Below are 25,883 nucleotides of genomic sequence, written 5' to 3'. Positions count from 1 at the left end.
TTGACCACAAATGCATCATCGCGATGCCGGGTGGTCGACAATTCTTAAGGAAGACAGACCATGCTGCGTAGTCAGAAAGACATCGAGAAGTGCGTTATCGGTGCAACCGACGGGGACGTTGGTCACGTCAGGGACCTTTACTACGACGATCACGCCTGGACGATTCGCTATCTCATTGTGGACACCGGATCATGGATGGCGGGTCGCAACGTATTGATCTCTCCCATCTCCCTGCACACACCGGACTGGCCCGCCCACAGACTGACAGCGGCGCTTACCAAGGATCAGGTCGAGCACAGCCCGGACATAGACACCGACAAGCCGGTCTCCCGCCAACATGAGGTGGAATACTTCGGCTATTACGGCTACGCCGATTATTGGGGTGGTGCGGGGATCTGGGGAGGCGGCATGGTGCCTATGGGCCTTTACCCTGGCTACGTCGCGGTGCCCGGGGGTAATGCCGCGCGTGAACAGGCCATTGAAGACAGCCAGAGAGCCCAGCGCGCACTGCATCGTGACGACGACGTGCATCTGCGCAGTTGCAAGGCGGTCATCGGCTACCACATCAGTGCCACCGATGGCGAAGTGGGCCATGTCGAAGGGTTTCTGATCGACGATGACAGCTGGGTCATCCGTTACCTGGTCATCAACACCAGCAACTGGTGGATGGGGCATAAGGTGCTGCTTGCGGCTCACTGGATCGGTGCCGTCGATTGGTCAGAGGAGACGGTGGCCGTTGAAATGAACCGTGAGGCGATAAAGACAGCGCCGGTATACGACCCTTCGAAGTACCTGAACCGTCAGGACGAGGTGCAGCTGTACGCTCACCATGGTCGCCGGCCGTATTGGCAGGACGACACGGCATTCGTATGAGCACCCCAACTCTAGGCCGCCCCCACAACCTCGCGACCAAAAGCATCGAAGCGACGTCCCTCAGCGCTTCCTGGCAAGCGCTTTTGGATCACCATGCACGGATTGGTGACACGCACCTGCGCGATTTTTTTTCCGCGGACCCTGGTCGAGGTACACGCTACACAGTCGAGGCTGCGGGGTTCACCCTGAACTACGCCAAGAACCGCATTGACAAGGAAACACTGGACGGGCTGATAGCGCTGGCCCATGAATGCGAGTTGCCAGCGCGTATCGCCGCGATGTTCGCCGGTGAGGTCATCAACACCACCGAGCAGCGCGCGGTGTTACATACGGCCTTGCGCGCGCCCGTGACCGAGCGGCTATGGGTCGGCGACGTCGATGTCATCGCTCAGGTGCATGCCGTCTTGAGCCAGATGTCCAGCTTCAGTGAGCAGGTCCGCAACGGCGTCTGGCGTGGACATACCGGCCAACCGATTCGCAACGTCATCAATATCGGCATCGGCGGCTCCAGTCTCGGCCCGAAGATGGCCTGCGAGGCGCTGAAGCACTACAGCCAGCGCGGGCTGAACATGCAGTTCGTTTCCAATGTTGACGGCACGGCATTGGCAGAAGCCGTCCATGAGCTGGATGCCACCGAAACGCTCTTTATCGTCTGTTCGAAAAGCTTTGGTACACAGGAGACACTGACCAACGCCAAGGCTGCGCGCGCCTGGAGCCTGGGTCAGTTGCAGGACGAGTCGGCCGTGGCCCATCACTTCGTCGCGGTTTCCAGCAACGTGCAGGCGGCCAAGGCGTTTGGCATCGCACCGCAGCACGTGTTTGCGCTCTGGAATTGGGTTGGCGGCCGGTACTCGATGGCATCCGCAATCGGCCTGTCGATCATGATCGCCATAGGTCCGTCACACTTCAGTGAACTGCTCGCGGGCATGCGGGCCATGGACGAACACTTTCGCGATACGCCGATCAAAGACAACATGCCCGCGTTGATGGGGCTCTTGGCCGTCTGGAACAATGACTTCCTCGGCGCCCAGACGCAGGCGGTTCTGCCCTACGAGCAATACCTGGCCTACTTGCCTGCTTACCTGCAGCAACTGACCATGGAAAGCAACGGCAAGCAGGTCAGGCGCGACGGACAGCCTGTCGGATGTCAGACGTCGCCGATCATATGGGGTGCGCCGGGAACCAACGGTCAGCATTCGTTCTACCAGCTGCTGCATCAGGGCACACGGTGGGTGCCCTGTGACTTCATTGGTTTTGGGCAGAGCCTTAACCCTATGGGGCCAGCGGATGAACCGTTCGACACCCAGCATGACCTGTTGATGGCGAACCTGTTTGCACAAGCGCAGGCGTTGGCCTTCGGCAAGACAGCACAAGCATGTCGCGACGAGGGCGTGCCTGAAAGGCTGGTTGCTCATCGTGTTTTCGAAGGCAACCGCCCCAGCAATACGCTTTTGGCGCGCAAGCTGACACCCCATTCATTGGGCGCGCTGGTGGCGTTGTACGAGCACAGCGTGTTCACCCAAGGCGCGATATGGGGCATTGACTCCTTCGATCAGTTGGGCGTTGAGCTGGGCAAGGTTCTGGCTGAGCGAACCGCCGCCGAGCTCGCCGCGTCCGCACAGCCCTCCCCCAGCCACGACAGTTCCACCCAGGCACTCATCCAGCGCTATCGTCAATTACGCGAGACATCCAGATGACTGACCGTGCGGATCAAGCACTCGACCTCTTGTGCATCAACACGCTGCGCACCCTGGCCATCGACCAGGTGCAAAAGGCCGATTCCGGCCATCCTGGCACCCCAATGGGCGCAGCGCCTACGGCTTACTGCCTGTGGCAGCATTTTTTGCGCTTTGACCCCGAAGATGCCGCGTGGCCTGATCGCGACCGTTTCGTGCTGTCGGTCGGTCACGCGTCCGCCCTGTTGTACGGGCTCATACACCTGTGCGGCATCAAGTCCGCGACGCAGCGGGACCCAAAGCGAGAGGGCCTGGCGGTCACCATGGCCGATCTGCAAAGCTTTCGTCAGGCAGGCAGCCGTTGTACCGGGCATCCAGAACAGGGATGGACCACCGGCGTAGAGACCACCACCGGCCCGCTGGGCCAAGGGGTGGCGACCAGTGTTGGCATGGCCATCGCGCAAGCCTGGCTGGCAGCCACCTACAACCGCCCTGGCTTTACACTGTTTGATCATCGCGTGGTCGCATTGGCCGGTGACGGCGACATGATGGAAGGCCTGAGCGCTGAAGCGGCCTCGCTGGCAGGCCATTTGAAGCTGAGCAGACTGTGCTGGATCTATGACTGCAACGGCATAAGCATCGAAGGATCGACCGCCATCACCTTTACCGAAAACGTCGGTGAGCGTTTTAGCGCCTGCGGCTGGCAGGTGCTCCATGTGGCTGACGCCAACGACATCGAAGCCACGGCGCTGGCACTGGAAACCTTCAGGTGCACAGCCCAGCGTCCAACCCTGATCATCGTCGATAGTCATATCGGATACGGCGCGCCTCACAAGCAGGACAGCGCCAAGGCTCACGGCGAGCCGCTCGGCGTGGACGAGTCACGTGACGCAAAAGAATTCTATGACGTTGATCCGGACGAGAATTTCGCGGTGCCTGCCGGCGTGCGCGAGCATTTCAGAGCTCACTTCGGGCAGCGCGGTTCGAGTGAGCACTCGGCATGGCGTGTGCGCTTTGAAAACTACCGTGAGCAATACCCCGATCTTGCACTGCAAATCGACCAGATGCAGCTTCGCCACTTGCCTGATGGCTGGGACGCCCATATGCCGGACTTCGCGCCCGACGCCCAAGGTGTGGCAACGCGAGACGCTTCAGGCCGTGTGCTCAACAGTATCGCTCGGCAGGTTCCCTGGCTGCTGGGCGGTTCAGCAGACTTGGCCCCTTCCACCAAGACGACACTGAGATTTGATTTCGCGGGCGCCTTTGAACCCTCCTCACCCTCGGGCCGAAACTTTCACTTCGGCATCCGCGAACACGCGATGTGCGCCATCGCCAGCGGCATGGCGCTGTCTGGTCTGCGTCCCTTCGCCGCCAGTTTCCTTGTGTTTTCGGACTATGCACGCGGCGCGATTCGGCTTGCCGCCATGATGGGCCTGCCCGTGATCTACGTGTGGACCCATGACTCCATAGCCATGGGGGAAGATGGCCCTACCCATCAACCTGTTGAGCATTTGGCTGCATTTCGCGCCTTGCCCGGCATGGTGACGATCCGGCCAGCCGACGCCAATGAGGTCGTCCAGGCGTGGCGCGTGGTCATGACCCTCAACGACCGGCCGGCCAGCCTGGTGCTCTCGCGACAGGCTCTGCCTACACTGGACCGCACGCGCTATGCCAGTGCTCAAGGCCTGGCACGTGGCGCCTATGTGCTGGCCGACCCAGAAGACGGCCGTGCGCAGGTGCTGCTGTTGGCGAGCGGCAGTGAGGTCGCCCTGTGTATTGCAGCCTACGAGCAACTGAAAGTGGAAGGGATCAAGGCGCGCGTTGTCAGCATGCCGTCATGGGACCTGTTCGAGTCCCAGGACGAAGCCTATCGCGACCACGTACTGCCCGAGGCCATCCTGGCGCGGGTTTCGGTGGAAGCCGCTTCGGCGCTGGGCTGGGACCGTTATGTGGGCCGCCACGGCACGATCATCGCGATGCACAGCTTCGGGCTCTCGGCCCCGGGGATGGCTGTACAGACGCATTTCGGGTTTGAGCTGGACACTGTTTTGCGCGCCGCCCGCGAACAAATCGCGCGTGGTATTACGCCGTGATCAAGACACTCACGCAGACGCAGCTCAACTCACGTTGGTCGGCAGGGCCCGATGCGTTGGATGGGCGCATCCAGTTCACTACACAACGATAACCCGCTCGCCAAGCCTAGCGGGTTTAAGGCATGGATACCCGAATGGTCACAGACCACGACGCGCTGCATCAGGCAACTTCGACCGAGCGCTCCTCTCTCACAGACCCTGTCTGCGGCATGACGGTCTCCGAGCAGTCGCCGCACAAGGCTGAACATGAGGGTAAAGGTTTCTACTTTTGTAGCGCCCGCTGTTTGACCATGTTCAACGCCGAGCCTGGCCGATACATCGGGCTTAGCCGGCAAACAAAGGGTTCAGCCAAAGAGCCATCAGCACCCGCGGCGAAGGTGTACACCTGCCCCATGCACCCGCAAATCCGGCAGGAACATCCAGGCGACTGCCCGAAGTGCGGCATGGCGCTGGAGCCGGTAGTACCGGAACTTGATGATGACGAGAATCCGGAACTCGCCTCTTTTACCCGACGCTTTTGGTGGACGCTGCCGCTGACTGTGATCGTCGCAACGCTCTCCATGTTCGGTCATACGCTTGGCGGGTTCGACATGACCACGCAGAGTTGGGTCGAGTTGGTCCTGTCTTTACCCGTGGTGCTATGGGCGGGCTGGCCGTTCTTCGCACGCGGCGCGCAGTCCGTGGTGCAGCGCAGTCCCAACATGTGGACACTGATCAGCCTGGGTACCGGGGCAGCCTTTCTCTATAGCGTTGTGGCGACTTTGGCGCCCGGTGTTTTTCCGCCCTCCTTTATCTCGATGGGCCGCGTGGCGGTCTACTTTGAGGCCGCCGTGGTGATTATTTCGCTGACCTTGTTCGGCCAGTTGCTTGAACTCAAGGCCAGGTCCAAGACGTCGGCTGCGATCAAGTCGCTGCTTGGCCTGGCGCCCAAAACCGCCCGCCGGGTGAACGCTGACGGCGCCGAAGAAGACGTGCCGCTGACCGAGGTGAACGAAGGTGACCAACTGCGCGTGCGTCCGGGCGAGAAGGTGCCGGTCGATGGTGAGGTCATCGAAGGCAGCAGTTCGCTCGACGAGTCGATGTTGACCGGCGAACCCTTGCCCGTCAGCAAGGGCATTGGCGACAAGCTCATTGGCGCCACACTCAACACCAGCGGTGCTTTGCTGATGCGCTCCGAACACGTGGGCGCGACCACTGTGCTCTCGCAGATTGTCCAGATGGTGGCGCAGGCGCAGCGTTCCAAAGCGCCCATGCAACGCATGGCGGATACCGTGTCCAAATACTTCGTCTATGGCGTTGCAGGGATCGCGTTGCTGACGTTCTTCGCCTGGGGCATCTTCGGCCCGCAGCCCAGTTGGGTGTACGGTCTGATCAATGCGGTGACGGTGTTGATCATTGCCTGCCCCTGCGCGCTCGGGCTGGCCACCCCCATGTCCATCATGGTCGCGACCGGCCGTGGCGCCACTCAAGGTGTGCTGTTCCGCGATGCCGCAGCGATCGAAAACCTCTGCAAGGTCGATACGTTAATCGTTGACAAGACCGGTACGCTGACCGAAGGCAAGCCGACTTTCGAACGCGCCCTGGGTGCCAACGGCTTTGCCGACAACCAAGTGCTGCAACTTGCCGCCAGCCTTGATCAGGGCAGTGAACACCCCTTGGCAGCAGCCATCGTCAAGGCGGCGCTTGATCTCAAACTGGAGCTGAAAAAGGTCGAGCAATTCGACTCAGCGTCGGGCATCGGCGTGAAGGGTGTCGTGGACGGAAAGTCCCTCGCCATTGGCAACCCGACGCTGATGGAGCAGCTGGGTGTCGATGTGTCGGCTCTGGCAAGCCAGGCCCAGGCACTGCGCGCCGACGGAGCCAGCGTCATGCATCTGGCCGTGGACGGCAAACTGGCGGGGCTGCTCGCGGTCTCCGATCCGGTCAAAGCCACCACGGCAGACGCGCTGGATTCGCTGCGCCAATCGGGCTTGCGCATCATCATGGCCACCGGCGACGGCCTCACTACAGCGCAGGCCGTGGGCAAGCGCCTGGGTATCAAGGAAGTCCATGGCGAGGTCAAGCCGGCTGACAAACTGCAACTGGTGGAGCGTCTTCAGCGAGAGGGCCGGATCGTTGCGATGGCGGGCGATGGCATCAATGACGCGCCAGCGCTGGCCAGAGCCAATGTCGGCATTGCGATGGGCACGGGTACTGACGTGGCGATGAACAGCGCACAGCTCACGCTGGTAAAAGGCGATCTGCTGGGTATAGCGACGGCAAGGGCGCTGTCAGTGAGCACAGTCGCCAACATGAAGCAGAACCTCACGTTCGCACTCCTTTACAACATGCTGGGCATACCCCTGGCGGCCGGTGTGCTGTTCCCCTTCACCGGTTGGCTCTTGTCGCCCATGATCGGCGCATTGGCGATGAGCCTGAGCTCGGTCTGCGTAATGGGCAACGCTTTGCGACTTCGGTTCAGTGCGCTTAAATCCGGCTAACCCGGCGATCGCTGGGCTCCAACTGCCCAGTACCGGTCGCTGTGTCAGGAAGGCTCAGGCTTACTGGACAGCGGGCTCCCTCACGCCATTGGCTCAATAAAGTTCCACAGTGCGATGGTCGGCACATCGGGGTGGTGGCTGTCTTAGGAGAGAATGCTTAGTGCAGCCGTGCCCAAGGGAAAATGCTGCGCAGCAATGGGCGGCAAGCCAACCCAGTGCCTTCCGCCATCCACACCACCTCTGTATCGCAGCCGCCGGAAATGCACAGTCCACTGGCGAAATAGCTTTATCACGCAGGCGATCCGCTGCGATCGCTTTACGCGGTGCGCTATGGTTTTTTCAAGACGACGATTTCCTCCCAGGACGGGCGCGATCAACTGACCGGGTTTCAGATGTCGGGAGAGTTGCTCGGCTGCGACGCAATCAGCGACAGTCGTCACGTGTGCGATGCCATCGCGCTGGAAGACAGTGAGGTGTGCCCTATTCGCTTTACGCACCTGGAACGGTTATCACGTGAACTGCCTTCGTTGCAGCACAACCTCATGCGCATGACGCGGGAAGACATCGGTTCATACCTTGGACTTCGCCTGGAAACGATCTGTCGTGCCATCGCCTATCTGCGCGACCACAGCATGGTCAGAATTTCCGGCCGCGCTGTTGAGATCCTTGACCTCAAGCGCCTGGAGGCGTTGATACACGGCTGTGGCTGCGGACCAAAAACGCTCTGAATCAGCATGCCATGTTCAACAGGCCGGCCTTGACCACCCGTACGCTGCAAGGCGCGTGTACCAAGATCACTTCTGCCGTATCACCCATGACCCGTTCCAGACCATGGCGCGGCATCGTTCCCATCACCCGCAGATCGAAGTCGTTTAGTCGAGCGAACGCTTCAATCTTGGGCTGTGGGGTGCCGGTCATGAAATGGCGACGCCGTTCCAAGATTCCATGCTGGGCACATAACAATGAAAACGACTCTTCGTGTGCGTCACTGAGGGCTTCCTGGAACCCGGGCTCGACCGGTATGGCGCCCATGATGGTCATGCCCGATGCGTAAATCGCCGCCCAGTCGTACACATACAGCACGTGCAGCACGGCATGGCACTGGAGGGCCAACTGTGTCGCGACGTTGAGTATCTGGTGATTCAGGCGCAGGTCGGCGTCATCGATGCGATAGAGATTGACCGCAGCCAGCATCTCGACCGGCAAGGGATGCGTGGAACGGGTAACAAGCTGAACCGGGCACGCGCAGTGGCGCAACAGCTTCCAATCCAGGGGCGTGGAGAAGAGCCGTTGCAGTGAGGCTTCATGGTGAACGTCCTCGATCAACATAACGGGCCGGACACTTCTGACGCAGTGCTGTATGTCCTCGAACACATCCCCCGCCCCCAACCGTTGCAGATCGACATCCAGGCCCTTGCTGCGCTCTTCTTGCACTTGCGATTCGAGCCAGTGCTGATGAACCTGCAAGTCGGCATCACGCAGTTTCGCCAGTGCCTCAGGATTGAAAAGCCCCGAGCGGAGTGTGAGCGTGTAGCGCGCCGGGCATCTGATGTAGATCAGAGGTTGATTAAAATCCTGATCATTTCCCCAGCCGTCATTGTTCATCAGGAAAATCGCGTCGCCTGGCGGCTAAAGCGTCTTTCACTGACAAACCTCAATGTTTGATTTCCCGGCGAGTGTTCAATGACTACAGCGTGGCTTCGGGTGATTTGGCTGCGCGCCAGTGCCTGCAGCCAAGAGGATTGACCATGAGCGACTTGACGTTACGCCGAAGCATTCTGGACGAGCTTGAGTTTTTGCCCCACATCGATGCCGCCGCCATTGGCGTCGCCATCGAAAACGGCGTCGTCATCCTGACGGGTCATGTAGGGACCTACGCTGAAAAGATCGCCACAGAGCGGGCCGTCAAGCGCGTCAAGGGGGTGCGGGCTGTCGCCGAGGAACTGAAAGTGCGCGCGACAACGGCAGTGGGTTTCGGTGACGAAGTGACGGCCTCGCGGTGCCTGGACCTGCTGCGCTGGAATACCGTAGTCCCGGACGAACAAATACAGGTCAAGGTGCAGCAGGGTTGGGTGACGCTTGAGGGCAACGTGGAGTGGCAATATCAGAAGGAGGCTGCGCAAAAGGCGATACAGAAACTGGACGGCGTCGTGGGGCTTAACAACCTTCTGGTCATAAGGCCCAAAGCTGATGCTCAAGACATCAAGCGGATGATCGAGGAGGCGCTGGCGAGAAGCTCGGACCTGAACGCCAGCAAGATCCACGTACGTGTGGAGGGCAATGAGGTCAAACTGGAAGGCACCGTTGAGCGATGGCTCGAACGCAAAGAGGTCGAGCAAGCTGCCTGGGCAGTACCTGGCGTCACGAACGTCGAAAACCGTCTGCTCATCATCTGACGGGGTGCTGCATGCCATTGCCTACTGATCTGGATGCTGTGCAAAAGCAGGCGCCTGTGTCGAAAGCGCCAATGGCGCCTGAACCTGTCGACAAAGACCAGGCGACGCCCAACCCGGCACCTGTGACGCCCCCCGTGCAATCCGGGTGGCATGCCGCGCTGACGAAACATCGCGTGCTTGTCGCCTCGGCACTGGTCGTTCTGGTCTTGATGCTGGCAGGCGCTGCGTTTGGTTACTGGTCCTGGAGCCACCCTGCCCTCTCAAAGGATATCTACGCCGCCAATGGAAGGCTGGAAGCGACTGAAGTGCAGATCGCCAGCAAGACTGCTGGGCGACTGGCACAAGTGCTGGTGCACGAAGGCGACAAGGTCAGCATCGGGCAACTCCTGGCGCGGATGGACACACGCACCCTCGAAGCGCAGCTGCGCCAGGCACAAGCGGGGGTGTCAGCGGCGCGTCAGAACGTTGCGGTGGCACAAGCCACCGTGCAGCTGCGCCAGGCTGAGCAGCGGCTGGCAGGACAGGAACTCAGGCGTGCACAGCAGATGTTCGACCGCGGCTATTACAGCGCTCAGCTGTTCGATCAGCATCAAGCGCAGTTCGACACCAGTGGTGCTGCGGTCAGGTCCGCCAGCGCTCAAGTTCAGGCCCTCGAAGCAACAATTGCCGAGGCAGTGGCACGGGCAGCGAGCCTGCAAAGCGAGATCGACGACAACAGTCTGCGCGCCCCCATTGACGGTCTGATCCAGCTACGCATGGCCGAACCCGGCGAAGTGCTGGGCGCGGGCGGGCAAGTATTCGTGCTCATCGACCTCAGCGACCAATACATGAACCTGTATCTGCCAGCTGCTACCGCCGGCAAGTTGACCGTGGGTGATGACGCAAAAATCGTTCTCGATGCCCTCCCCGGTCAGCCATTGCCGGCGCGCATTACCTTCGTCGAAGACAAATCTCAGTTCACGCCGAAAGAGGTAGAGACCCGGGACGAGCGGCAGAAACTGGTGTTCCGTGTCAAGGCGCGGCTGGTCAGCCCGGCCGACACCCTGCAGGCAAAACCCGGCATGCCTGGCGTGGGGTATGTGCGAACAACGACTGCGGCCTGGCCCGCGCGGCTGCCATGACAAGCCCGGCAATCAAAGCCAGTGGACTGAACCATGCTTATGGCGCACAGAAAGCGTTGACCGACATCCACCTTGAACTGCCGCGCGGCATACGTTGCGGGCTCATCGGTCCCGACGGCGCAGGCAAGTCCACGCTGCTGGGGCTGATCGCCGGGGTTAAAAAGCAGCAGACCGGGCAACTGTGGGTGCTGGACGGTTTGATCAACGATGTCGCCCATCGCAACACGCTGTACGCGCGCATTGCATTCATGCCTCAGGGCCTGGGCAATAATCTGTATCCGGACTTGAGCATCGCCGAGAACGTGCGCTACTTCGCGGCATTGTTCAGCCTCCAGGGGCCAAGTACCGAAGCACGACTCAGCGATCTGCTGGCAGCCACCGATCTTGAAAGATTCAAGGACCGCCCTGCCGGCAAGCTTTCGGGAGGCATGAAGCAAAAGCTGGGCCTGTGCTGCGCTCTGATTCACGAGCCGGATCTGCTGATTCTCGATGAGCCTACGACCGGCGTGGACCCGTTGTCACGTCGGCGCTTTTGGCAACTGATCGATCAGGTGCGCGCCCTTCGGCCGCAGCTGACGCTGCTTGTGGCAACTGCGTACATGGAAGAGGCGGAACAGTTCGAACAGTGCCTGATGCTCGATCAAGGACGCCTCATTGCATCAGGCCCCAGCGCCGATCTGGCCGCGTCCACGCCCAGCGGCAAGCTTGACGATGCCTTCACGCATTTTCAGGGTGGCAAGAGAACGCCCTGGCAGGCAGCGCCAGCAGTGGGGAAAAAAGACGCTGGCCCACCGCAGGTCGCCATTGAAGCAACCGACCTGACCCTTCGGTTCGGTGATTTCACTGCCGTGGATAACGTCAGTTTTTCCATCGGCCGGGGCGAGATATTTGGTTTTCTGGGCTCCAATGGTTGCGGTAAAACCTCGACGATGAAGGTCCTCACCGGATTAATTCCTGCGACCCAGGGCACGGCGAAGTTGCTGGGAAAACCGGTGGATGCCAGCGATCTGGAAACCCGCAAGCACGTCGGTTTCATGTCCCAAAGCTTTTCCCTGTATGGCGAGCTGACGGTGCGCCAGAACCTCGACCTACATGCGCGCCTTTATGACATGCCCCATGCCAAGAGCGCCGCCCGCATCGACACCCTGCTCGCCCGGTTTGAACTGCTCGACGTCGCCGCACAAGCGTCCGGCCCGTTGCCGTTGGGTCTGCGCCAGCGACTTTCACTGGCCGTTGCGGTGCTGCACAGCCCGCAAGTGCTGATCCTTGATGAACCGACGTCGGGTGTGGATCCGGCGGCCCGGGATACCTTCTGGGTGTTGCTGACTGAGCTGTCCCGCGATGAAGCGGTGACGATATTTCTGTCGACACACTTCATGAATGAAGCCATGCGCTGTGACCGGATTTCGTTCATGCACGCAGGCAGAGTGCTGGCCTGTGGCAGCCCGGCCCAGCTGCAAAAGCAGTATTCAGCAGCGACCCTTGAACTGGCGTTTATTGCCTGTCTTGAACACGCCCAGGCGCCAAATGCCCCATCGTCCGGGAGTAAGGCGGGATTTGCTCAGGACGAGGCGCCGCCAGGCCTACCACAGCGCTTTCGTTTGCGTCGTTTGCTGGCGGTTGCGAGCAAGGAGACTCGGGAGTTACAGCGCGACCGGGTGCGCCTGACATTCGCGTTCGTTGGCGCCTTGTTCATGATGGTGATCTTCGGCTTCGGCATCTCGCTGGACGTGGAAAACCTGGCGTTCGCCACCTTTGACCAGGACCAGTCGCCCCAGAGTCGCGCCTACCTTGAGGCATTCCGTGGTTCTCGTTATTTCTCTGAACAGGCCCCTATTCACGACCCTGTGGCGTTGCAACAACGCCTGCAACGCTCGGAGATCAAACTGGCGCTGGAAATCCCACCGGGGTTCGGTCGCGATCTCTACGCCGGCCGCCAGCCTGTGGTGGCTGCGTGGCTGGAAGGCGGTATGCCCTTTCGCGCCGAGACCGCTCGTAACTATGTGGAGTCGGTACACGCCGCGAACCTTCAGCAAATGCTCGCGCTGAACAGCCACGCCAAGGCGCCTCGGCAGGCGGCGAATATGCAGGTTCGCTTCCGCTACAACCAGGATGTGGTCAGCGTCAACGCCATCGGACCTGGCGTCATGGCGCTGATTCTGGCGTTCATTCCAGCGATGCTCACAGCACTGGGCATCGTGCGCGAGAAGGAGTTGGGATCGATTACCAATTTCTTCGCCACACCCCTGTCGCGGCTCGAGTTTCTGCTGGGCAAACAGATGCCCTATGTCGTTATCAGCCTGATCAATCTGTGCCTCCTGACAGCGATGAATCGTTGGCTGTTTCAGGTTCCGTTCAAAGGTAGCCTGCTGACACTCGCGTTGGGCGGGTTGCTGTACGTACTGGCAACGACCAGCATGGGGCTGTTGATTTCTGCTTTTACGCGCACGCAGATTGCCGCCATTCTCGGCACGATGATCATCACCAGTCTGCCGACCATTCAGTTTTCAGGGCTGATCGTACCCCGCTCCTCACTGGAAGGGACTGCGGCGATCATGGGGGCGCTGTTCCCCGCCGGATACTTTCTGGACATCGCCGTCGGCACCTTCACCAAGGCCCTGGATATCAGGCAACTCTGGCCCCAGTGCCTGGCGTTGGCCGGTTTTTTCGTGGCGTTCAGCGCAATCAGCCTGTTCATGCTGAAAAAGCAGGAGCCGTGATGAACAAACCGGCCCACATCCTTTGGCTCACGTTCAAGGAACTCACCAGCCTGCGTCATGACCGTGTGCTGCTGCTGTTTCTGATCTACGCGTTCAGCGTCGCGATCTACATGCCGGCTGCGGGGTCTGTCATCGGGGTTCACCACGCCAGTGTGGCGATCGTCGACGAGGATCGCAGCTACCTGTCACGGCAGGTGGCGGCAGCCTTACTGCCGCCGGAGTTTCAGCGCCCGGTGCTGCTGCCCTACGATCAGCTCGACAGCGCGATGGACAATGGACGCTACACCTTCATCATCGACATCCCGCCACACTTTCAAACCGACCTTAACGCGGGGCGCGGCCCCACGTTACAGATCAATGTCGATGCCACGGCGATGAGCCAGGCGTTTATGGGCGCCGGCTATATTGCTCGTATCTTCGAAAGGGAACTTGAGGATTATCGCTCCCGGAACCATGACGTAACGGCTGCGCCGATCAAGCTTGTCACGCACTCAATGTTCAACCCGAATCTGGACGGTGGCTGGTTTCTGGCGGTGATCCAGATCGTCAACAACATCACCATCATGGCGATCGTGCTCACGGGGACTGCCCTGCTCAGGGAGCGCGAACACGGAACCCTCGATCATCTGCTGGTCATGCCACTGACCCCGTTTGAAATCATGCTGTCGAAAATCGGCAGTAATGCATTGGTCGTCGTAGGCTGCACCGCGTTGTCGCTGGAGTGGGTGGTCAGGTACGCACTGGGCGTGCCGCTGACCGGATCGCTGACGTTATTCCTGAGCGCCACCGCGACCTATCTGTTCGCCGCCAACTCGCTGGGGATTTTCCTCGCCACACTGGCGCGCTCAACGCCTCAGTTCGGGCTGCTGGCGATCCCTGTGATCATCCCGATGCTTCTGCTATCAGGGGGCAGCACCCCACTGGAAAGCATGCCCGTCTGGCTGCAGTGGGTGATGCAGCTCTCGCCTTCCACCCATTTTGTCAGCCTCAGCACAGCGATATTGTTCCGCGACGCCGGCCTTGATCTGGTGTGGCCGGACCTACTCGCATTGATCGTCATCGGGTCGGTTTTCTTCGGCATAACATTGCTGCGGTTTCGGTCAAGTTTGTCGTCTTGATCAGTCTGCGTCATCAATTCGATCGGCCGTTTCATAGCCCTTTGAGCAGGTCATGACAGCCAGGGGTGCGGCAAGGCGGATCACCACCTTGCCGTCGTCCGTCAGTATGCGACGACGATATCGTTCCGGACGTTTGCTACACCCGCAGTACCCCACGCCGTGTGCCTTGCCAGCTCACGCTCGGCCCAGTTATCGACTCGCCCCGAAAGGGTGACATCGGCGCCTTGCACGTCAACGTGGATTTTATTCGAGTCGACGATAGCCCGACGCTTCAGGGCCTCGGTGATGTCGGCCTTCACACCGTTGGCGGAGACCTTCGACTTGATCGCGATGTTGTTGCTGATCCCCGTCACACCCATGAGATTGCGAACCGCGTCCAGCGCCGCCCGGCGTTGGTAGTCCCACTGTACATCGCCAGACAACGTGACCCTGCCGCCTTCAACCCGAACCTTGATCGAGTCTTTTGGCAGGTAGCTGGTCCATTCCAGTACGTTCTCAGCAGAGCCCGCAATCTCACCATCATTGCGCTGGCTGAGTCCTGGCAGCTTGACGTCCATTTCGACTGCCAGCGCTCGAACACCTGATACCCTCTGAGCCGCTTCTTCGGCGGACCACTTCTCGACGAAGCTGTTCACATGGCCGGCCAACGTGACCACCCCGTCCTTCACCTCTACACCGATCTGTTCCGCATTAATCGAAGGCTCCCAGCGCAGTTCGGCAACGATGTCATCTCTGAGTTGCTTATCGGTTTTCATGAATTGACCCTGACGTTTGTACCGCATGTGCGGTTGGGTGAGACGCGATGCGTCTTTGAAGAGTGAGTGCCTGATACGCTGACCGGTCATGCGTCAGATTGAGCACAGTCACGCACGTTAGGCCCGAAATCGCCACGTGGGCAGCCTCGGAAACTACCTACACTCTGAGTCCCCCTTCCCATCACAGGCCCCACAATGAGGACATTCACGCAGCGTCATGCCGAGACCCACAACAGCAGCAGGATCGGCTGGCTCAGAGCCGCAGTGCTCGGAGCAAATGACGGCATTGTCTCAACGGGAAGCTTATTGATCGGGGTCGCGGCAGCGGGCGCAACGCACCAGACCATGATGGTGACGGGGATCGCCGGTCTGGTCGCAGGCGCGATGTCCATGGCGGCCGGCGAGTACGTTTCAGTGCATGCTCAAGCCGACACCGAACACGCGGACCTTGCCAGAGAGAAGCGCGAAATCGACACCGCACCTGAGGCTGAGCATCGCGAACTGGCAGACATTTACGTAAAGCGCGGCATAGCGCCTGAGCTGGCCAGACAGGTGGCAGTCCAACTGATGGCGCACGATGCCCTGGGCTCCCACGCCCGAGATGAACTCGGTATCTCGGAAGCCTTGAGCGCCCGGCCCTTCTCTGCCGCATCCGCATCTGCGATGAGCTTCATTGTGGGCGCCATTTTGCCGGTGGCAGTCAGCGTGCTGGTCCCCCTGGCGCAGGTGATTCTCTGGGTATCGCTGATGTCACTGATTTTCCTGGCCGTGCTCGGGGCCATCGCTGCAAAGGCCGGGGGAGCCTCTGTGCTGCTGGGTGCATGGCGCGTGACGTTTTGGGGAGCACTTGCAATGGTGATCACTGCGCTGGTGGGCCGACTGTTCGGGGCGGTCGTATAGCAAGCAGGGCAGTACCAAACCTGGGCGCTGTTGGGGACTGTGATAACCCTCAGATAGCGCCAAGGTGGCGCATCTTGCGTTACGCCTGAAGGTCCAGCTCGTGGATGACGTCGGTGAACTCGGCCGGTTTGTGAAACCTGACAAAGCCGAGTTTCTTCGCCAGATGTTGCATGGCATGGTTGTCTGTCAGATCCAGGGACGACATGGTTTTAAAGTGGTTGCGTCGCGCTGCTTTGATCAGGTGCTCCATCAACAACAACCCCAGCCCCCTGCGCTGCCATGCGTCGGCAACCACCACGGCACATTCACACCGCGAACCACTGTCCAGAGCGGCATAACGACTGACGCCGATTTCCTTCAACTGCCCACCCTGGTGCAGCAGGGCAACATAAGCCATACGGCGTTTATGATCGACGTCCATCAGCTGGTCGAGCAGCGTGCTGCTCGCCTCCGTGATAGTCCCCAGAAACCGGAACCGTCGAGAGTTCGATGACAGACCGTTGATAAACGCGAACTCGCGCTCCCGGTCTTCTGCATGCAGCGGGCGAATCAGTACATGACTGCCATCGCTCAGCGCCTGAATCCAGTGCTCATCGGGGGGTTGCAGCTCTAGTTTCGCCATTATCATCTCAACCGCGTAATCAATGCTCATAGGTCCTCCCTCAAACCGGCGCTTGCAGGCTGGCATAGCGCACCAGTTTCTTGTTGACGAAGGCTTGTATGCCCATGTCCCCAAGCTCCCGTCCGTAACCCGAGTCTTTGATGCCTCCAAAGGGAAGTTCAGCATCCGACCAGTTGATGTTGTTGATGAACATCATGCCGGTTTCGATGCGGCTGGCGACTCTGCGCCCCCGCTCGATGTCCCGTGTAAACACGGAACCACCCAGCCCGAAGTCGGAATCGTTGGCCAGCGCGATGGCTGCCTCTTCATCCTCGACGGGAAAGAACATCGCCACAGGACCGAAAAACTCATCCCTGAAGGCAGGGTTGTCAGGACTGACGTCGGTCAAAATGGTGGGCTGCATGAACGAGCCTGGCCGGTCGATGCGTTTGCCTCCCATCACCAGTCGCGCGCCACTCGACACCGCCAGATCAACCTGGACGAGCAACTGCTGCAAAGCCGACTCGGTCGACAAAGGGCCCAGCGTGGTTTTCTCATCCAGCGGGTCACCCGGCACGAGCAGCGCCAGCGCCGCCTGGAATTTTTCGAGGAACGGTGCAGCCAGCTCTTCGACCACGATGAATCGTTTCGCCGCACAGCAGGTCTGACCGCCGTTGTACATGCGCCCCCAGACGGCCCAGCGGACGGCCAGATCCAGGTCGGCGTCCTCGAGCACAATGAAGGCATCACTGCCCCCCAGCTCCATGGAGGAAGGTTTGAGATTCTGGCCGGCGCGTGCCGCAACCTTGCGCCCTGCAGCAACACTGCCGGTGAGCGCAACGCCCTTGACCCGAGGGTCATCCACCACCCGGTCGGACTGATGGTGGGAAATGAGCAGGTTGGTGTAGAGGCCCGTTGGGGCACCTGCATCCAGCAGCAGTGCCTCGAACGCCATGGCGCATTGGGGTACACAGCCAGCGTGCTTGATGACCAGGACATTGCCCGCCATGAGATGCGGCCCGGCCACGCGCGCCAATTGGTAGTAAGGAAAATTCCACGGTTCGATACCGTAGATCACGCCGATCGGGCTGCTTTCCATGTGCGCATCGCCCAGTTGGGGGTGCAGCATCTGCGGACTCAAAAAATCAGCAGCATGTTCGGCGTAATAGGCCAGGATGTCAGCGCTGAACAGAACTTCGCCGCGTGCCTCATTGATGCGCTTGCCCATCTCCAGAGTCATGGTGTGGGCAAGTTCCTCGACACGTTCGCGCATCAACCCTGCCGCGCGGTTCAGGACAACAGCGCGATCGGCATAGGAGGTTTGCCGCCATGTCAGGTAGCACTGCTGAGCGGTTGCCAGCTTTTCTTCCAGTTGCGCATTGCTGATGTCGGCAAAGCGTTGACTCAGCTCGCCGTTGAATGGATTGACGCTGCTGTAGCTCATGGTGAGTCTCCACAGAGAACGCGAAAAACGCGACTGGCTGGCAATCGCGCTGATCAGGAAGGCGTTGCAGCCGGCTCGGTCAGTGATCCAGCACCGAACGGGCGTGGGCAATGTCGTCAGGGCTGCCATGCACGATCAAGACATACTTGTCTGCATTGAGCGCGGTGTCGTACTTGATCACATCGTCTTTGCTCGCGCCGATGCTCATGAACGCAGCGCCCAGCGCAGAAAGACCACCCACTACCACCGCCCCCTCGAGCGCGCCCACCAGCATCGTGACAAACGGACCTGCCAGGGCAATGACACCCAGACCGGGCAGAAAGAACACGGCGGGTGCCGCCAGCAAGCCCCAGATGCTGCCCCAGAAAACCCCCATGCTGCCCCAGGTTTTCATCCGGTCACCCACGGTATAAAAGCCAATGGGATGCTCTTCACTGTGGTAGCCCTTACCGACGATCGACAATTTCTTAACGTCGAAACTGGATTGGCCCAGCGAACGGACAGCGGTCTCCGCTTCAGCATGAGTGTCGAAAATGTAGGCATACGAACCTTGCGTAGTCATGACGCTACTCCTCTGCATCAAGCGCATTAATAGGCGACGACGATGGTGTTCACGACATCGTGAACCGCGGCCGTGCTCCAGGCTGAATAGCGGCCCAACTCACGCTCAGGGCAGCGCTTGACGGTGCCGCTCAAGGTCACGTCGGCTTTCAATTGTCTGATGGTTCTCATGGCTCATGCCTCTGCTGATGAATGAGGTACCGGCAAGACGGTCACGCCGTTCGCGGCCACTGAAACCTATACCCAACACCCCAGCGTCAACAGCCTCGGAAACTACTCATCCGCCACCAGCACCGCTGCACCTTCGAACCTGCCGGCGCGCAGGTCAGCCAGCGCCCGATTGGCGTCGGTCAGGGGATACAGCGATGTACGAGTGACAACGCCCACGTGTGCAGCCAGGCGCAAGAAACTGATCCCGTCCTCACGCGTGAGGTTGGCTACCGACACCAGTTCGCGCTCACCCCATAGAAGGTCGTAGGTAAAACCGGGTATCGGGCTCATGTGGATCCCAGCGCAGACGACACGTCCCCCTTTGCGCACGGCCTTGAGCGCGAGAGGCACCAGCGCGCCGACAGGGGCGAATATGATTGCCACGTCCAGCTGCTCAGGCGCGGTTTGATCAGAACCTCCGGCCCAATGGACGCCCAGCTCGCGAGCAAACACTTGAGTCGCGCTATCACCAGGCCGAGTGAAGGCATACACCGTACGCCCTTGAAACTTCGCGACTTGAGCCACAATGTGTGCCGCAGCACCGAATCCGTACAGACCGATTTTCTTGCCTTCTCCCCCTATCGCCAACGCCCGTCCACCGATGAGTCCGGCACACAGCAGCGGCGCCAGAGCGGCGTCGCTGCCCGATTCGCCCAAAGCAAACACGTACCGCGCATCGGCAATCACAGCCGTCGCAAAACCGCCATCGCGCGTATAGCCGGTAAACACAGGGTGATCACACAGGTTTTCCCGGTGTGTGAGGCAATAGGGACAGGCACCACAGGTCCGCCCCAACCAGGGCAGGCCGACTCGCTCTCCCACAGCAAGCGTTGTAACTCCAGGGCCTATGGCGTCGATACGACCCACCACCTCATGTCCAGGAATAATGGGTAACCGAGGGTTAGCCAGCTCACCGTCGACTACATGCAAGTCAGTTCGACAAACGCCACAGGCTGAAACCCTGATTCGAACTTCGCCGGGGCCAGGGATGCGGTCCGGCAGCTCCGTCCATTGCAGCTGGCCTCCTAACGCGTTCAATACCATTGCGTGCATGGACATCTCTCCGTTGAGGGTGCGCAAATCAGCTTAAGCCGGTGCGAGCGTCCAGGTTGACTGGCCTACAAAGTGACAGGTCAATCCAGCGGCTCACTGAGGAGATCGACTATTCCTTGCGCCAGTATCAGGCCCTGTTTCCGGGCCTGGCCCACCGTCCCATACACCTTGTGATCATAGTGAATGACAAGGTCGCGGCTTTTGCGATGAGGAAGCTTGACGGTGATATCCAGCCCTTTGGGAACGGGATCTTTCTTGCGGCCCCAGATGAACGCTATTTTCGCTCTGGTGCCGTCAGAGTTGACGTACAAAACATCGTCAGTGCGTCTGTGTTTTTTGCTCATATCGAGGTACCTCTCATGGTCGTACCGCAACGTCCACGTCCAGGCCGCCTTCGACTTCGAACTGAAGCGCAGTCAACGCACGGCTTATAAATGGGTCACCAACGGTGAGGCGCTGCAAATAAGCGTCAGGAATTCATTCTCAACGCTGACCCCCGCCGGGGCCTTCTCGTCCCATAGCAGCAACTCACCCTGGTAGAACGCAAAGAAAAGCGTGTTCTCGCTCCCGGGCTGATGGGCGTGGCCGCATACGGCCAGATCATCTCCGTGATCGTTGCGCGCGGTGGCAAACGGCGGATCGAATACCCATCCCTGGCCCTCGACCCCTGTGAGCGCTTTCGCCTCAGCTGCTTTGCGCTCGGCGCTTGACACCGGAACCTCCACCCGGGACTTGCCCACTTCGATCAAGGGTTCAGTGCTACCGTCTGACACTTCAGGGGGCCCAGAGCCGGCGAGCTGCTGGCAGCCGGCCAGTGCGACCAGCGAGAGCCACACAAACAGTTTCATTTTTTGTCGAGTCTCTGGCTCGCACGCCTGTTCGCATCGTCTGCCGAATGCTGGGCTTCAAGGGCTACCTTCAACGCCTGTTCAGCCTTGGTGTAGGCATCATTGGCATGCACCCTCGCCGCTGCTGCCATGTCCTCGGCACCACTGATGCGTGCTTCAGTCTCACGATTGCGTTGCTGCATGCAGCCGGATGTCAGTGTGATTGCCATCACCAACCCCAAAGATGTCCCCAACCGGGTCACGTTCATGTTCATGGTCATTCTCCAGCGTGCAGTGAGAGGTCATTTTCAATGGATTGGATAATGTCGACCACCGATGAGCAGCATGTGAAACCACGACCGAATTCATCTCCGCCATCACGCTGGAGCGGGCTATTGTTGTTCATCATTGCGTTCTCTGAGTGCATGAGGTGGCAGTAGCTCCACAGTAGCTACCGCGCTGGACACTCGACAGGCTCGGAATATACCTACGCATAACCGCCGATTTTGGAACCGCACCCGTCAACTAGCCGCAACGGGAAGCTCGCTTGGTCTTGCCTCAACGAGGTTGGTGCGCAGAATGCGCTTGGACAAGACAGCCTAGCTACATTGCAAACGATACGCGTGCCGCGATCCGGAAACACCGTGGAGAGTAAAGTTGAGCATTGATGATCTGCTTGCGCTGCATGCCTTGCTTCGACAACGAAGATATCCTCTCAGACTGTCACGGCTCAGGGATCCCTAAGCAAGATGGTGCCGACCCCTTCTGAAAGACTTTAGGGATCAAATGAGATGCTTCCTCTATTTGCACATTTACTTCTGTGGGGGTTTGTTTGGTGGAGCTGCGAGCGAGTCCAATATAGACATATGCTGGGAGCACAACCTTGCGACTGCCGACATTTGAAAACTATCCAGGCTAGTATGATCGCCGTGCGCAAATCCGCCGATCAAGAAAACGTTTCGCCCTCCTCCCCCCCGGTGTCAGGATAGTTGTCGCCTCTCCGGTTTTTCCTAAAAAAGTATATCGGGGGCGGAAAGAGACTGGTCGTGCCGTACTATTCACCTGAACGCAGAGCCGCATTACTCAAAATGCTGCTTCCCCCGCTGAACCTGTCGATGGCCGAGGTTTCCCGGCGCGAAGGGGTCAGCGAAATGTCTTTGTCCAACTGGCGCAAACAGCTCAGTTCTGAAGGAAGTGCAGTGTCCGAAAACAAGCCGTTGACCGAGAACTGGTCAGCCGAAACCAAGTTTGCTGTCGTGCTTGAAGCCGCCGGTTTGTCCGAGATCGACCTGGGTGAATACTGCCGCCGCAAAGGCCTTTACCCCGAGCAAATCACGGCCTGGCGACAAGCCTTCATCACCGGCCAGAAATCGGAAAAGGCCCTGCAAAAAGAAGAACGAGACCAGGCGCGCAAAGACAAGAAACGCATCCAGGAACTTGAGCGCGAACTGCGCCGCAAAGACAAGGCGCTCGCTGAAACAGCCGCGTTATTGGTGCTGCGAAAAAAGCTCAACGACTACTGGGGAACGACCGACGACGAGGCCAACTAACGTCTCTGCCAGAGCGGCAGTTACTCGTGGCCTGGCTGGGCGAAGCGGTCGCGGCGGGAGCCAGAAAAATCAGGGCCTGTCGGGAAGTTGGTCTGTCGCTGCGCACCTTGCAACGGTGGACTCAAACAGACGCTATCCAGACCGACGCCCGTACGACGGTCACACGGCCAACGCCACGAAATGCGCTGACCGAGGCAGAGCGACAGGCCATTGTGACGCTGTGTAACAGCCCGCAGTATGCCCACTTGCCGCCAAGCCAGATCGTGCCGCGCCTGGCCGATCAAGGGCGCTATCTGGCGTCGGAGGCGACGATCTATGGTGTCTTGCGAGCGACGGGGCAACAGCAACATCGAGGCCGTAGTCAGCGCCCCAGACGGTACGCCGCACCAACGACGCATGCGGCCAAAGCGCCGAACCAAGTGTGGTCGTGGGACATCACGTACCTGCCGTCGCCGATACGCGGCCAGTTTTATTACCTCTATCTGATCGAGGATATTTACAGCCGCAAGGCCGTGGGCTGGGAAGTCTATGAGGCGGAAAGTGGCGAGAAAGCCGCTGCGCTGCTGCAACGCAGCGTGATCGGTGAGCAGTGTTTACAAGACCCGCTGGTGCTGCACTCGGATAACGGCGCGCCGATGAAATCGGTGACACTGCTGAGCAAAATGTACGACCTGGGTATCACCCCGTCACGTGGCCGACCGCGTGTCAGCAACGACAATCCGTACTCGGAGTCGTTGTTTAGAACACTGAAATACTGCCCGCAATGGCCGCAGGATGGTTTTGCCAGTTTGGACGCCGCACGCAGCTGGGTGAGGGACTTCATACGGTGGTACAACAACGAGCACCGACATAGCCGTATCCGGTTCGTCACACCGGCTGAGCGGCATCGAGGACTGGATCATAAAGTCTTGGCCCAGCGACATGAGCTGTACGAACGAGCCAAGGAAAAAAGACCGGAACGGTGGTCAGGCCGGACGCGTAACTGGGAACCGATCGGCACCGTGCTGCTGAATCCGGATCGAGAGCAACAGGTCGAGAAAAGAGCAGCATAGTTAGACGGTGACGCGACAACTACCTTTAAAAAACGCCGCGTCTAATGCAATGTCTACTGAAGACAGATACCTATACTCCCAGCCAAATCAGCCAAATCAGCCAATCTATATGTCAAAACTCAAAACTCAAAACTCAAATCTCAAAGCGCTGGGCGCAGGCGGGTTGTTAGGGTTATCAACCCAATAGCCCTGACCGCTTTGATTGCCTAGCCATTTGCGCACAAAATCATGTATCTGGCACTATCTACAAGTACTCCGGCTAAGCATAGCGAGTATCTGCTTCCTTCCAGAACCAGTGCTGCCATAAATCTTGTTCCACATCAAGCATCTATGCAGGCAAACGCTTCGGGACGGCATACAAGTGCTGACGCTCCCAGAAGCCTCATGTTTGCTGGCCATCAATCGAATAGGCTTGACACCTATCTCGAAATCAACAAAGATCGCCACGGGCATCAGCCAGTATTATAGGTTGAGTCGCCGATTCAAAAAAATCAAGGAAGACACGCAGTGAAAAATTCCAATGACCAGGTTAAAAGTTTCTACGACTCCTTTTCAACGTCATACACAAATTATGCTAACGGTACGTCGTCGTTAACCGAGTTGCTAAGCCTTAAAGAAACCGATACCGCTCGTACGTTTTCCTGGGGTGACATTCAGACATGGCAGTCGATAGAGAAGTATCTTGAGGTTCTCATCGAAGCACGCAGAGAAATAAAAAAAGCCTCAATTCGCGTACTGGACGTTGGATGTGGCGATGGGGCGTGGGCCCTTCGTATAGCCAACTACTGCATGACTAGATCAGTTAAAGTGGAAATAGCATGCTTGGATCTATCGCCCTCCATGATAGCACTTGCCAAGTTAAACTTTAACGACCTCCTAGCACGGTTTAGTGAAAATAACGCTGAGATCAGTTATGAGCTATGTGATCTTTCTGTGGGTCTCCCAGCTCATATCAAGTCTGGAGGGTATGACTTAGTTTTGTGCCTTCACACAGTGCTCAATCATTTACCTGCTAAAGACCTTACATTTTCGGTTGGTGAGCTAGTGCGTGCATCAAATGGAGTTTTGTATTTTTCGGTTAAGCCGCCATTTAGCAACCCAACCTTCTATGCCGCACCAATGACAGAGATTATTCATTTCGATAGAAAGGATGAACATCTTTATGCGTTAGACAAGGCTGGAGGCTTTCATGTGCTCAGGTCAAACCTAATTTCTCATGAGCAACTACAAACGGCTTTAATGCAGCACTCTGTTAGCGCCGAGTTTACGGGGCTAGATATATTAATTTCCCGACTAACTCCTGACCCGCGATGGGTCGGAGATGATTCGACAGCCAATTCGTTGCCAATCGAGGATCTTCTCTCATTGGAAGCAAGGGTATCTCGTGATTCTCGCTATCTTAATTTTGCCAACCATATTTTAGCTGTTGTCGACTCTCGACTTTCCTTACAGAAGGGATAGTAGAGGAACTGATGCAGTGGGCCCACAATTTATTTGAAATGAATATGGCAATGTATGTGCGGAAAATCTAAGCTACTTGTGTTCATGAGTTTGGCTGGGGCAATGGCGCTATGGGCCAGTGCGTTTGTAGCAATAAAGATTGCACTTATTGAAGTGCCTCCATTTGTACTGATGTTTTTGCGACTGATCCTAGGCAGTGGTTTTTTTGCTTTGTTTTGGAAGTTTGGTGTTCGAAAGTCGATAGCCATCAAGGATCGATGGTTGTTATTAGTGATGAGCTTTTTCGAGCCGTGTCTGTATTTTATCTTGGAGACAAAAGCTCTACAGTATACTAGCGCTTCACAGGCTGGTGTGGTATTTGCGTTCCTACCTGTTTTGATAATGCTGTTTTCTTATCTTATATATCACGATAAACCCAGTACTCTTCAGTGCGCGGGTGGGTTATTAGCTGCCGCAGGTGTTTTAGTCTTATGCCTTACCGGAAGTCATGAGGGAGAGGCTAGCGCACCAGTCCTGGGAAATTTTCTAGAGCTTCTGGCTATGGCGTGCGCAGCCATATACACCGTTTTGCTGAAACGCTTAACTGGTATGTACTCGCCATTCCTACTTGCTGCGATCCAGAGCTTCACTGGTGCAATATTCTTTCTGCCGTTTGCAGCCTATGAGGCCGCAGGTGGTATCTCTATAGGGCTAAATGCCGCGCTTGCCGTGTTATATCTAGGATTGATTGTGACTGCAGCAGCCTATACTTTATTTAATTACGGAATATCAAAAGTCTCGGTTGCTCAAGGGGCACTGTATTTTAACCTGGTCCCTATATTCACGTTATTATTTTCGGTGGCTTTTCTAGAAGAAAATATATATTTCACTCAAGTCATTTCTATGGCTCTCGTCATTGCTGGGGTGATGCTGGGCTTGGCCAAAACTACAGCTGTAAAGACCGTCTTAGACTCGTAATTACTGATTAATTTATCTACTCACTATGGAAGGTG

General features: G+C 58.3%; 22 protein-coding genes and 1 pseudogene. 13 read left to right on the top strand and 10 right to left on the bottom strand.

The features are described 5' to 3' along the window. Nucleotides 1-60: 60 nt before the first annotated feature. From OKW98_RS15210 to OKW98_RS15190, 5 genes and pseudogenes are all read left to right on the top strand, one after another. A complete protein-coding gene (locus OKW98_RS15210; RefSeq protein WP_265385496.1) occupies nt 61-873 on the top strand; it encodes a PRC-barrel domain-containing protein in 813 nt (270 codons plus the stop codon). Then, the gene (gene pgi, locus OKW98_RS15205; protein ID WP_265385495.1) at nt 870-2,570 is read left to right on the top strand and encodes a glucose-6-phosphate isomerase; all 1,701 of its coding nucleotides are present in this window, start codon (nt 870-872) and stop codon (nt 2,568-2,570) included. The genes OKW98_RS15210 and pgi overlap by 4 nt, the downstream gene beginning before the upstream one ends. Next, the gene (gene tkt / locus OKW98_RS15200; protein ID WP_265385494.1) at nt 2,567-4,642 is read left to right on the top strand and encodes a transketolase; all 2,076 of its coding nucleotides are present in this window, start codon (nt 2,567-2,569) and stop codon (nt 4,640-4,642) included. The genes pgi and tkt overlap by 4 nt, the downstream gene beginning before the upstream one ends. A 209-nt stretch (nt 4,643-4,851) precedes the next feature. Next, nucleotides 4,852-7,122 (top strand): heavy metal translocating P-type ATPase, encoded by a 2,271-nt coding sequence (locus OKW98_RS15195; RefSeq protein ID WP_322114186.1) that lies wholly within the window; start codon nt 4,852-4,854, stop codon nt 7,120-7,122. Between the two features lie 284 nt (nt 7,123-7,406). After that, a pseudogene (locus OKW98_RS15190) lies at nt 7,407-7,850 on the top strand (cyclic nucleotide-binding domain-containing protein); the annotation flags it as partial. A gap of 1 nt (nt 7,851) precedes the next feature. Here OKW98_RS15190 and OKW98_RS15185 read toward each other — a convergent pair. Then, on the bottom strand, nt 7,852-8,727 hold the full coding sequence (locus OKW98_RS15185; RefSeq protein WP_265385492.1) for a universal stress protein: 876 nt from the start codon (nt 8,725-8,727) through the stop codon (nt 7,852-7,854). A 143-nt stretch (nt 8,728-8,870) separates the two neighbouring features. Between OKW98_RS15185 and OKW98_RS15180 the strand changes: the two genes are divergently transcribed. The 4 genes from OKW98_RS15180 to OKW98_RS15165 all read left to right on the top strand — a co-directional run bounded on the left by OKW98_RS15180 (nt 8,871) and on the right by OKW98_RS15165 (nt 14,477). Continuing rightward, nucleotides 8,871-9,518, top strand: coding sequence for a BON domain-containing protein (locus tag OKW98_RS15180; RefSeq protein WP_265385491.1), 648 nt, complete (start codon nt 8,871-8,873; stop codon nt 9,516-9,518). Nucleotides 9,519-9,727: 209 nt separating this feature from the next. Beyond that, on the top strand, nt 9,728-10,639 hold the full coding sequence (locus OKW98_RS15175) for an HlyD family secretion protein (RefSeq protein WP_265389742.1): 912 nt from the start codon (nt 9,728-9,730) through the stop codon (nt 10,637-10,639). Continuing rightward, on the top strand, nt 10,636-13,359 hold the full coding sequence (rbbA, locus tag OKW98_RS15170; RefSeq protein WP_265385490.1) for a ribosome-associated ATPase/putative transporter RbbA: 2,724 nt from the start codon (nt 10,636-10,638) through the stop codon (nt 13,357-13,359). Before OKW98_RS15175 ends, rbbA begins: the two co-directional genes overlap by 4 nt. After that, entirely contained in the window at nt 13,359-14,477 is a 1,119-nt protein-coding gene (locus OKW98_RS15165) for an ABC transporter permease (protein ID WP_265385489.1), read from the top strand. Before rbbA ends, OKW98_RS15165 begins: the two co-directional genes overlap by 1 nt. A 101-nt stretch (nt 14,478-14,578) precedes the next feature. On the opposite strand, the gene OKW98_RS15160 is transcribed toward OKW98_RS15165, so the two are convergent. After that, a complete protein-coding gene (locus tag OKW98_RS15160; protein ID WP_265385488.1) occupies nt 14,579-15,232 on the bottom strand; it encodes a BON domain-containing protein in 654 nt (217 codons plus the stop codon). 195 nt (nt 15,233-15,427) lie between these two features. Here OKW98_RS15160 and OKW98_RS15155 point away from each other — a divergent pair, with 195 nt between their 5' ends. Further along, nucleotides 15,428-16,132: a VIT1/CCC1 transporter family protein gene (locus tag OKW98_RS15155; protein WP_265385487.1), complete on the top strand. Its 705-nt coding sequence runs from the start codon at nt 15,428-15,430 to the stop codon at nt 16,130-16,132. A gap of 79 nt (nt 16,133-16,211) precedes the next feature. On the opposite strand, the gene OKW98_RS15150 is transcribed toward OKW98_RS15155, so the two are convergent. From OKW98_RS15150 to OKW98_RS15115, 8 genes are all read right to left on the bottom strand, one after another. After that, nucleotides 16,212-16,784, bottom strand: coding sequence for a GNAT family N-acetyltransferase (locus OKW98_RS15150; RefSeq protein WP_265385486.1), 573 nt, complete (start codon nt 16,782-16,784; stop codon nt 16,212-16,214). Between the two features lie 10 nt (nt 16,785-16,794). After that, the gene (locus OKW98_RS15145) at nt 16,795-18,177 is read right to left on the bottom strand and encodes an NAD-dependent succinate-semialdehyde dehydrogenase (RefSeq protein WP_265385485.1); all 1,383 of its coding nucleotides are present in this window, start codon (nt 18,175-18,177) and stop codon (nt 16,795-16,797) included. A 79-nt stretch (nt 18,178-18,256) separates the two neighbouring features. Beyond that, nucleotides 18,257-18,739, bottom strand: coding sequence for a hypothetical protein (locus OKW98_RS15140; protein ID WP_265385484.1), 483 nt, complete (start codon nt 18,737-18,739; stop codon nt 18,257-18,259). A gap of 26 nt (nt 18,740-18,765) precedes the next feature. Beyond that, nucleotides 18,766-18,909 carry a hypothetical protein gene (locus OKW98_RS15135; protein ID WP_265385483.1) on the bottom strand — a complete coding sequence of 48 codons (144 nt, stop codon included), beginning with the start codon at nt 18,907-18,909 and terminating at the stop codon, nt 18,766-18,768. A 102-nt stretch (nt 18,910-19,011) separates the two neighbouring features. After that, entirely contained in the window at nt 19,012-20,001 is a 990-nt protein-coding gene (locus OKW98_RS15130; protein ID WP_265385482.1) for a zinc-dependent alcohol dehydrogenase family protein, read from the bottom strand. Nucleotides 20,002-20,081: 80 nt separating this feature from the next. Then, a complete protein-coding gene (locus OKW98_RS15125; protein WP_265385481.1) occupies nt 20,082-20,345 on the bottom strand; it encodes a hypothetical protein in 264 nt (87 codons plus the stop codon). Nucleotides 20,346-20,429: 84 nt separating this feature from the next. Further along, a complete protein-coding gene (locus tag OKW98_RS15120) occupies nt 20,430-20,849 on the bottom strand; it encodes a hypothetical protein (RefSeq protein ID WP_265385480.1) in 420 nt (139 codons plus the stop codon). After that, a complete protein-coding gene (locus OKW98_RS15115) occupies nt 20,846-21,103 on the bottom strand; it encodes an Lpp/OprI family alanine-zipper lipoprotein (RefSeq protein ID WP_265385479.1) in 258 nt (85 codons plus the stop codon). Before OKW98_RS15115 ends, OKW98_RS15120 begins: the two co-directional genes overlap by 4 nt. Nucleotides 21,104-21,874: 771 nt before the next feature. Here OKW98_RS15115 and OKW98_RS15110 point away from each other — a divergent pair. From OKW98_RS15110 to OKW98_RS15100, 3 genes are all read left to right on the top strand, one after another. Then, nucleotides 21,875-23,430, top strand: a protein-coding gene (locus OKW98_RS15110; RefSeq protein WP_265385478.1) for an IS3 family transposase whose coding sequence is annotated in 2 segments (ribosomal slippage) — nt 21,875-22,337 and nt 22,337-23,430 — 1,557 coding nt in all. Because the reading frame shifts where the segments join, the coding sequence is not laid out codon by codon here. Nucleotides 23,431-23,937: 507 nt separating this feature from the next. Next, a complete protein-coding gene (locus OKW98_RS15105; protein ID WP_265385477.1) occupies nt 23,938-24,891 on the top strand; it encodes a class I SAM-dependent methyltransferase in 954 nt (317 codons plus the stop codon). A gap of 54 nt (nt 24,892-24,945) precedes the next feature. Next, complete coding sequence (locus OKW98_RS15100) at nt 24,946-25,848, top strand: DMT family transporter (RefSeq protein WP_265385476.1); 903 nt, start codon at nt 24,946-24,948, stop codon at nt 25,846-25,848. The last annotated feature ends 35 nt before the right edge of the window (nt 25,849-25,883 follow it).

Origin of the sequence: Pseudomonas sp. KU26590, from assembly GCF_026153515.1 — a bacterium.
Lineage (GTDB): Bacteria > Pseudomonadota > Gammaproteobacteria > Pseudomonadales > Pseudomonadaceae > Aquipseudomonas.
The sequence above is the reverse complement of the archived record's forward strand: the minus strand, read 5'-3'. Positions and strand labels throughout refer to the sequence as shown.

Excerpts from the sequence above, each read along its gene's own strand:
- OKW98_RS15210 (WP_265385496.1), top strand. The coding sequence starts at position 61 with ATGCTGCGTAGTCAGAAAGACATCGAGAAGTGCGTTATCGGTGCAACC.
- pgi (WP_265385495.1), top strand. The coding sequence starts at position 870 with ATGAGCACCCCAACTCTAGGCCGCCCCCACAACCTCGCGACCAAAAGC.
- tkt (WP_265385494.1), top strand. The coding sequence starts at position 2,567 with ATGACTGACCGTGCGGATCAAGCACTCGACCTCTTGTGCATCAACACG.
- OKW98_RS15195 (WP_322114186.1), top strand. The coding sequence starts at position 4,852 with ATGACGGTCTCCGAGCAGTCGCCGCACAAGGCTGAACATGAGGGTAAA.
- OKW98_RS15185 (WP_265385492.1), bottom strand. The coding sequence starts at position 8,727 with ATGAACAATGACGGCTGGGGAAATGATCAGGATTTTAATCAACCTCTG.
- OKW98_RS15180 (WP_265385491.1), top strand. The coding sequence starts at position 8,871 with ATGAGCGACTTGACGTTACGCCGAAGCATTCTGGACGAGCTTGAGTTT.
- OKW98_RS15175 (WP_265389742.1), top strand. The coding sequence starts at position 9,728 with ATGCTGGCAGGCGCTGCGTTTGGTTACTGGTCCTGGAGCCACCCTGCC.
- rbbA (WP_265385490.1), top strand. The coding sequence starts at position 10,636 with ATGACAAGCCCGGCAATCAAAGCCAGTGGACTGAACCATGCTTATGGC.
- OKW98_RS15165 (WP_265385489.1), top strand. The coding sequence starts at position 13,359 with ATGAACAAACCGGCCCACATCCTTTGGCTCACGTTCAAGGAACTCACC.
- OKW98_RS15160 (WP_265385488.1), bottom strand. The coding sequence starts at position 15,232 with ATGAAAACCGATAAGCAACTCAGAGATGACATCGTTGCCGAACTGCGC.
- OKW98_RS15155 (WP_265385487.1), top strand. The coding sequence starts at position 15,428 with ATGAGGACATTCACGCAGCGTCATGCCGAGACCCACAACAGCAGCAGG.
- OKW98_RS15150 (WP_265385486.1), bottom strand. The coding sequence starts at position 16,784 with ATGAGCATTGATTACGCGGTTGAGATGATAATGGCGAAACTAGAGCTG.
- OKW98_RS15145 (WP_265385485.1), bottom strand. The coding sequence starts at position 18,177 with ATGAGCTACAGCAGCGTCAATCCATTCAACGGCGAGCTGAGTCAACGC.
- OKW98_RS15140 (WP_265385484.1), bottom strand. The coding sequence starts at position 18,739 with ATGACTACGCAAGGTTCGTATGCCTACATTTTCGACACTCATGCTGAA.
- OKW98_RS15135 (WP_265385483.1), bottom strand. The coding sequence starts at position 18,909 with ATGAGAACCATCAGACAATTGAAAGCCGACGTGACCTTGAGCGGCACC.
- OKW98_RS15130 (WP_265385482.1), bottom strand. The coding sequence starts at position 20,001 with ATGCACGCAATGGTATTGAACGCGTTAGGAGGCCAGCTGCAATGGACG.
- OKW98_RS15125 (WP_265385481.1), bottom strand. The coding sequence starts at position 20,345 with ATGAGCAAAAAACACAGACGCACTGACGATGTTTTGTACGTCAACTCT.
- OKW98_RS15120 (WP_265385480.1), bottom strand. The coding sequence starts at position 20,849 with ATGAAACTGTTTGTGTGGCTCTCGCTGGTCGCACTGGCCGGCTGCCAG.
- OKW98_RS15115 (WP_265385479.1), bottom strand. The coding sequence starts at position 21,103 with ATGAACATGAACGTGACCCGGTTGGGGACATCTTTGGGGTTGGTGATG.
- OKW98_RS15100 (WP_265385476.1), top strand. The coding sequence starts at position 24,946 with ATGTGCGGAAAATCTAAGCTACTTGTGTTCATGAGTTTGGCTGGGGCA.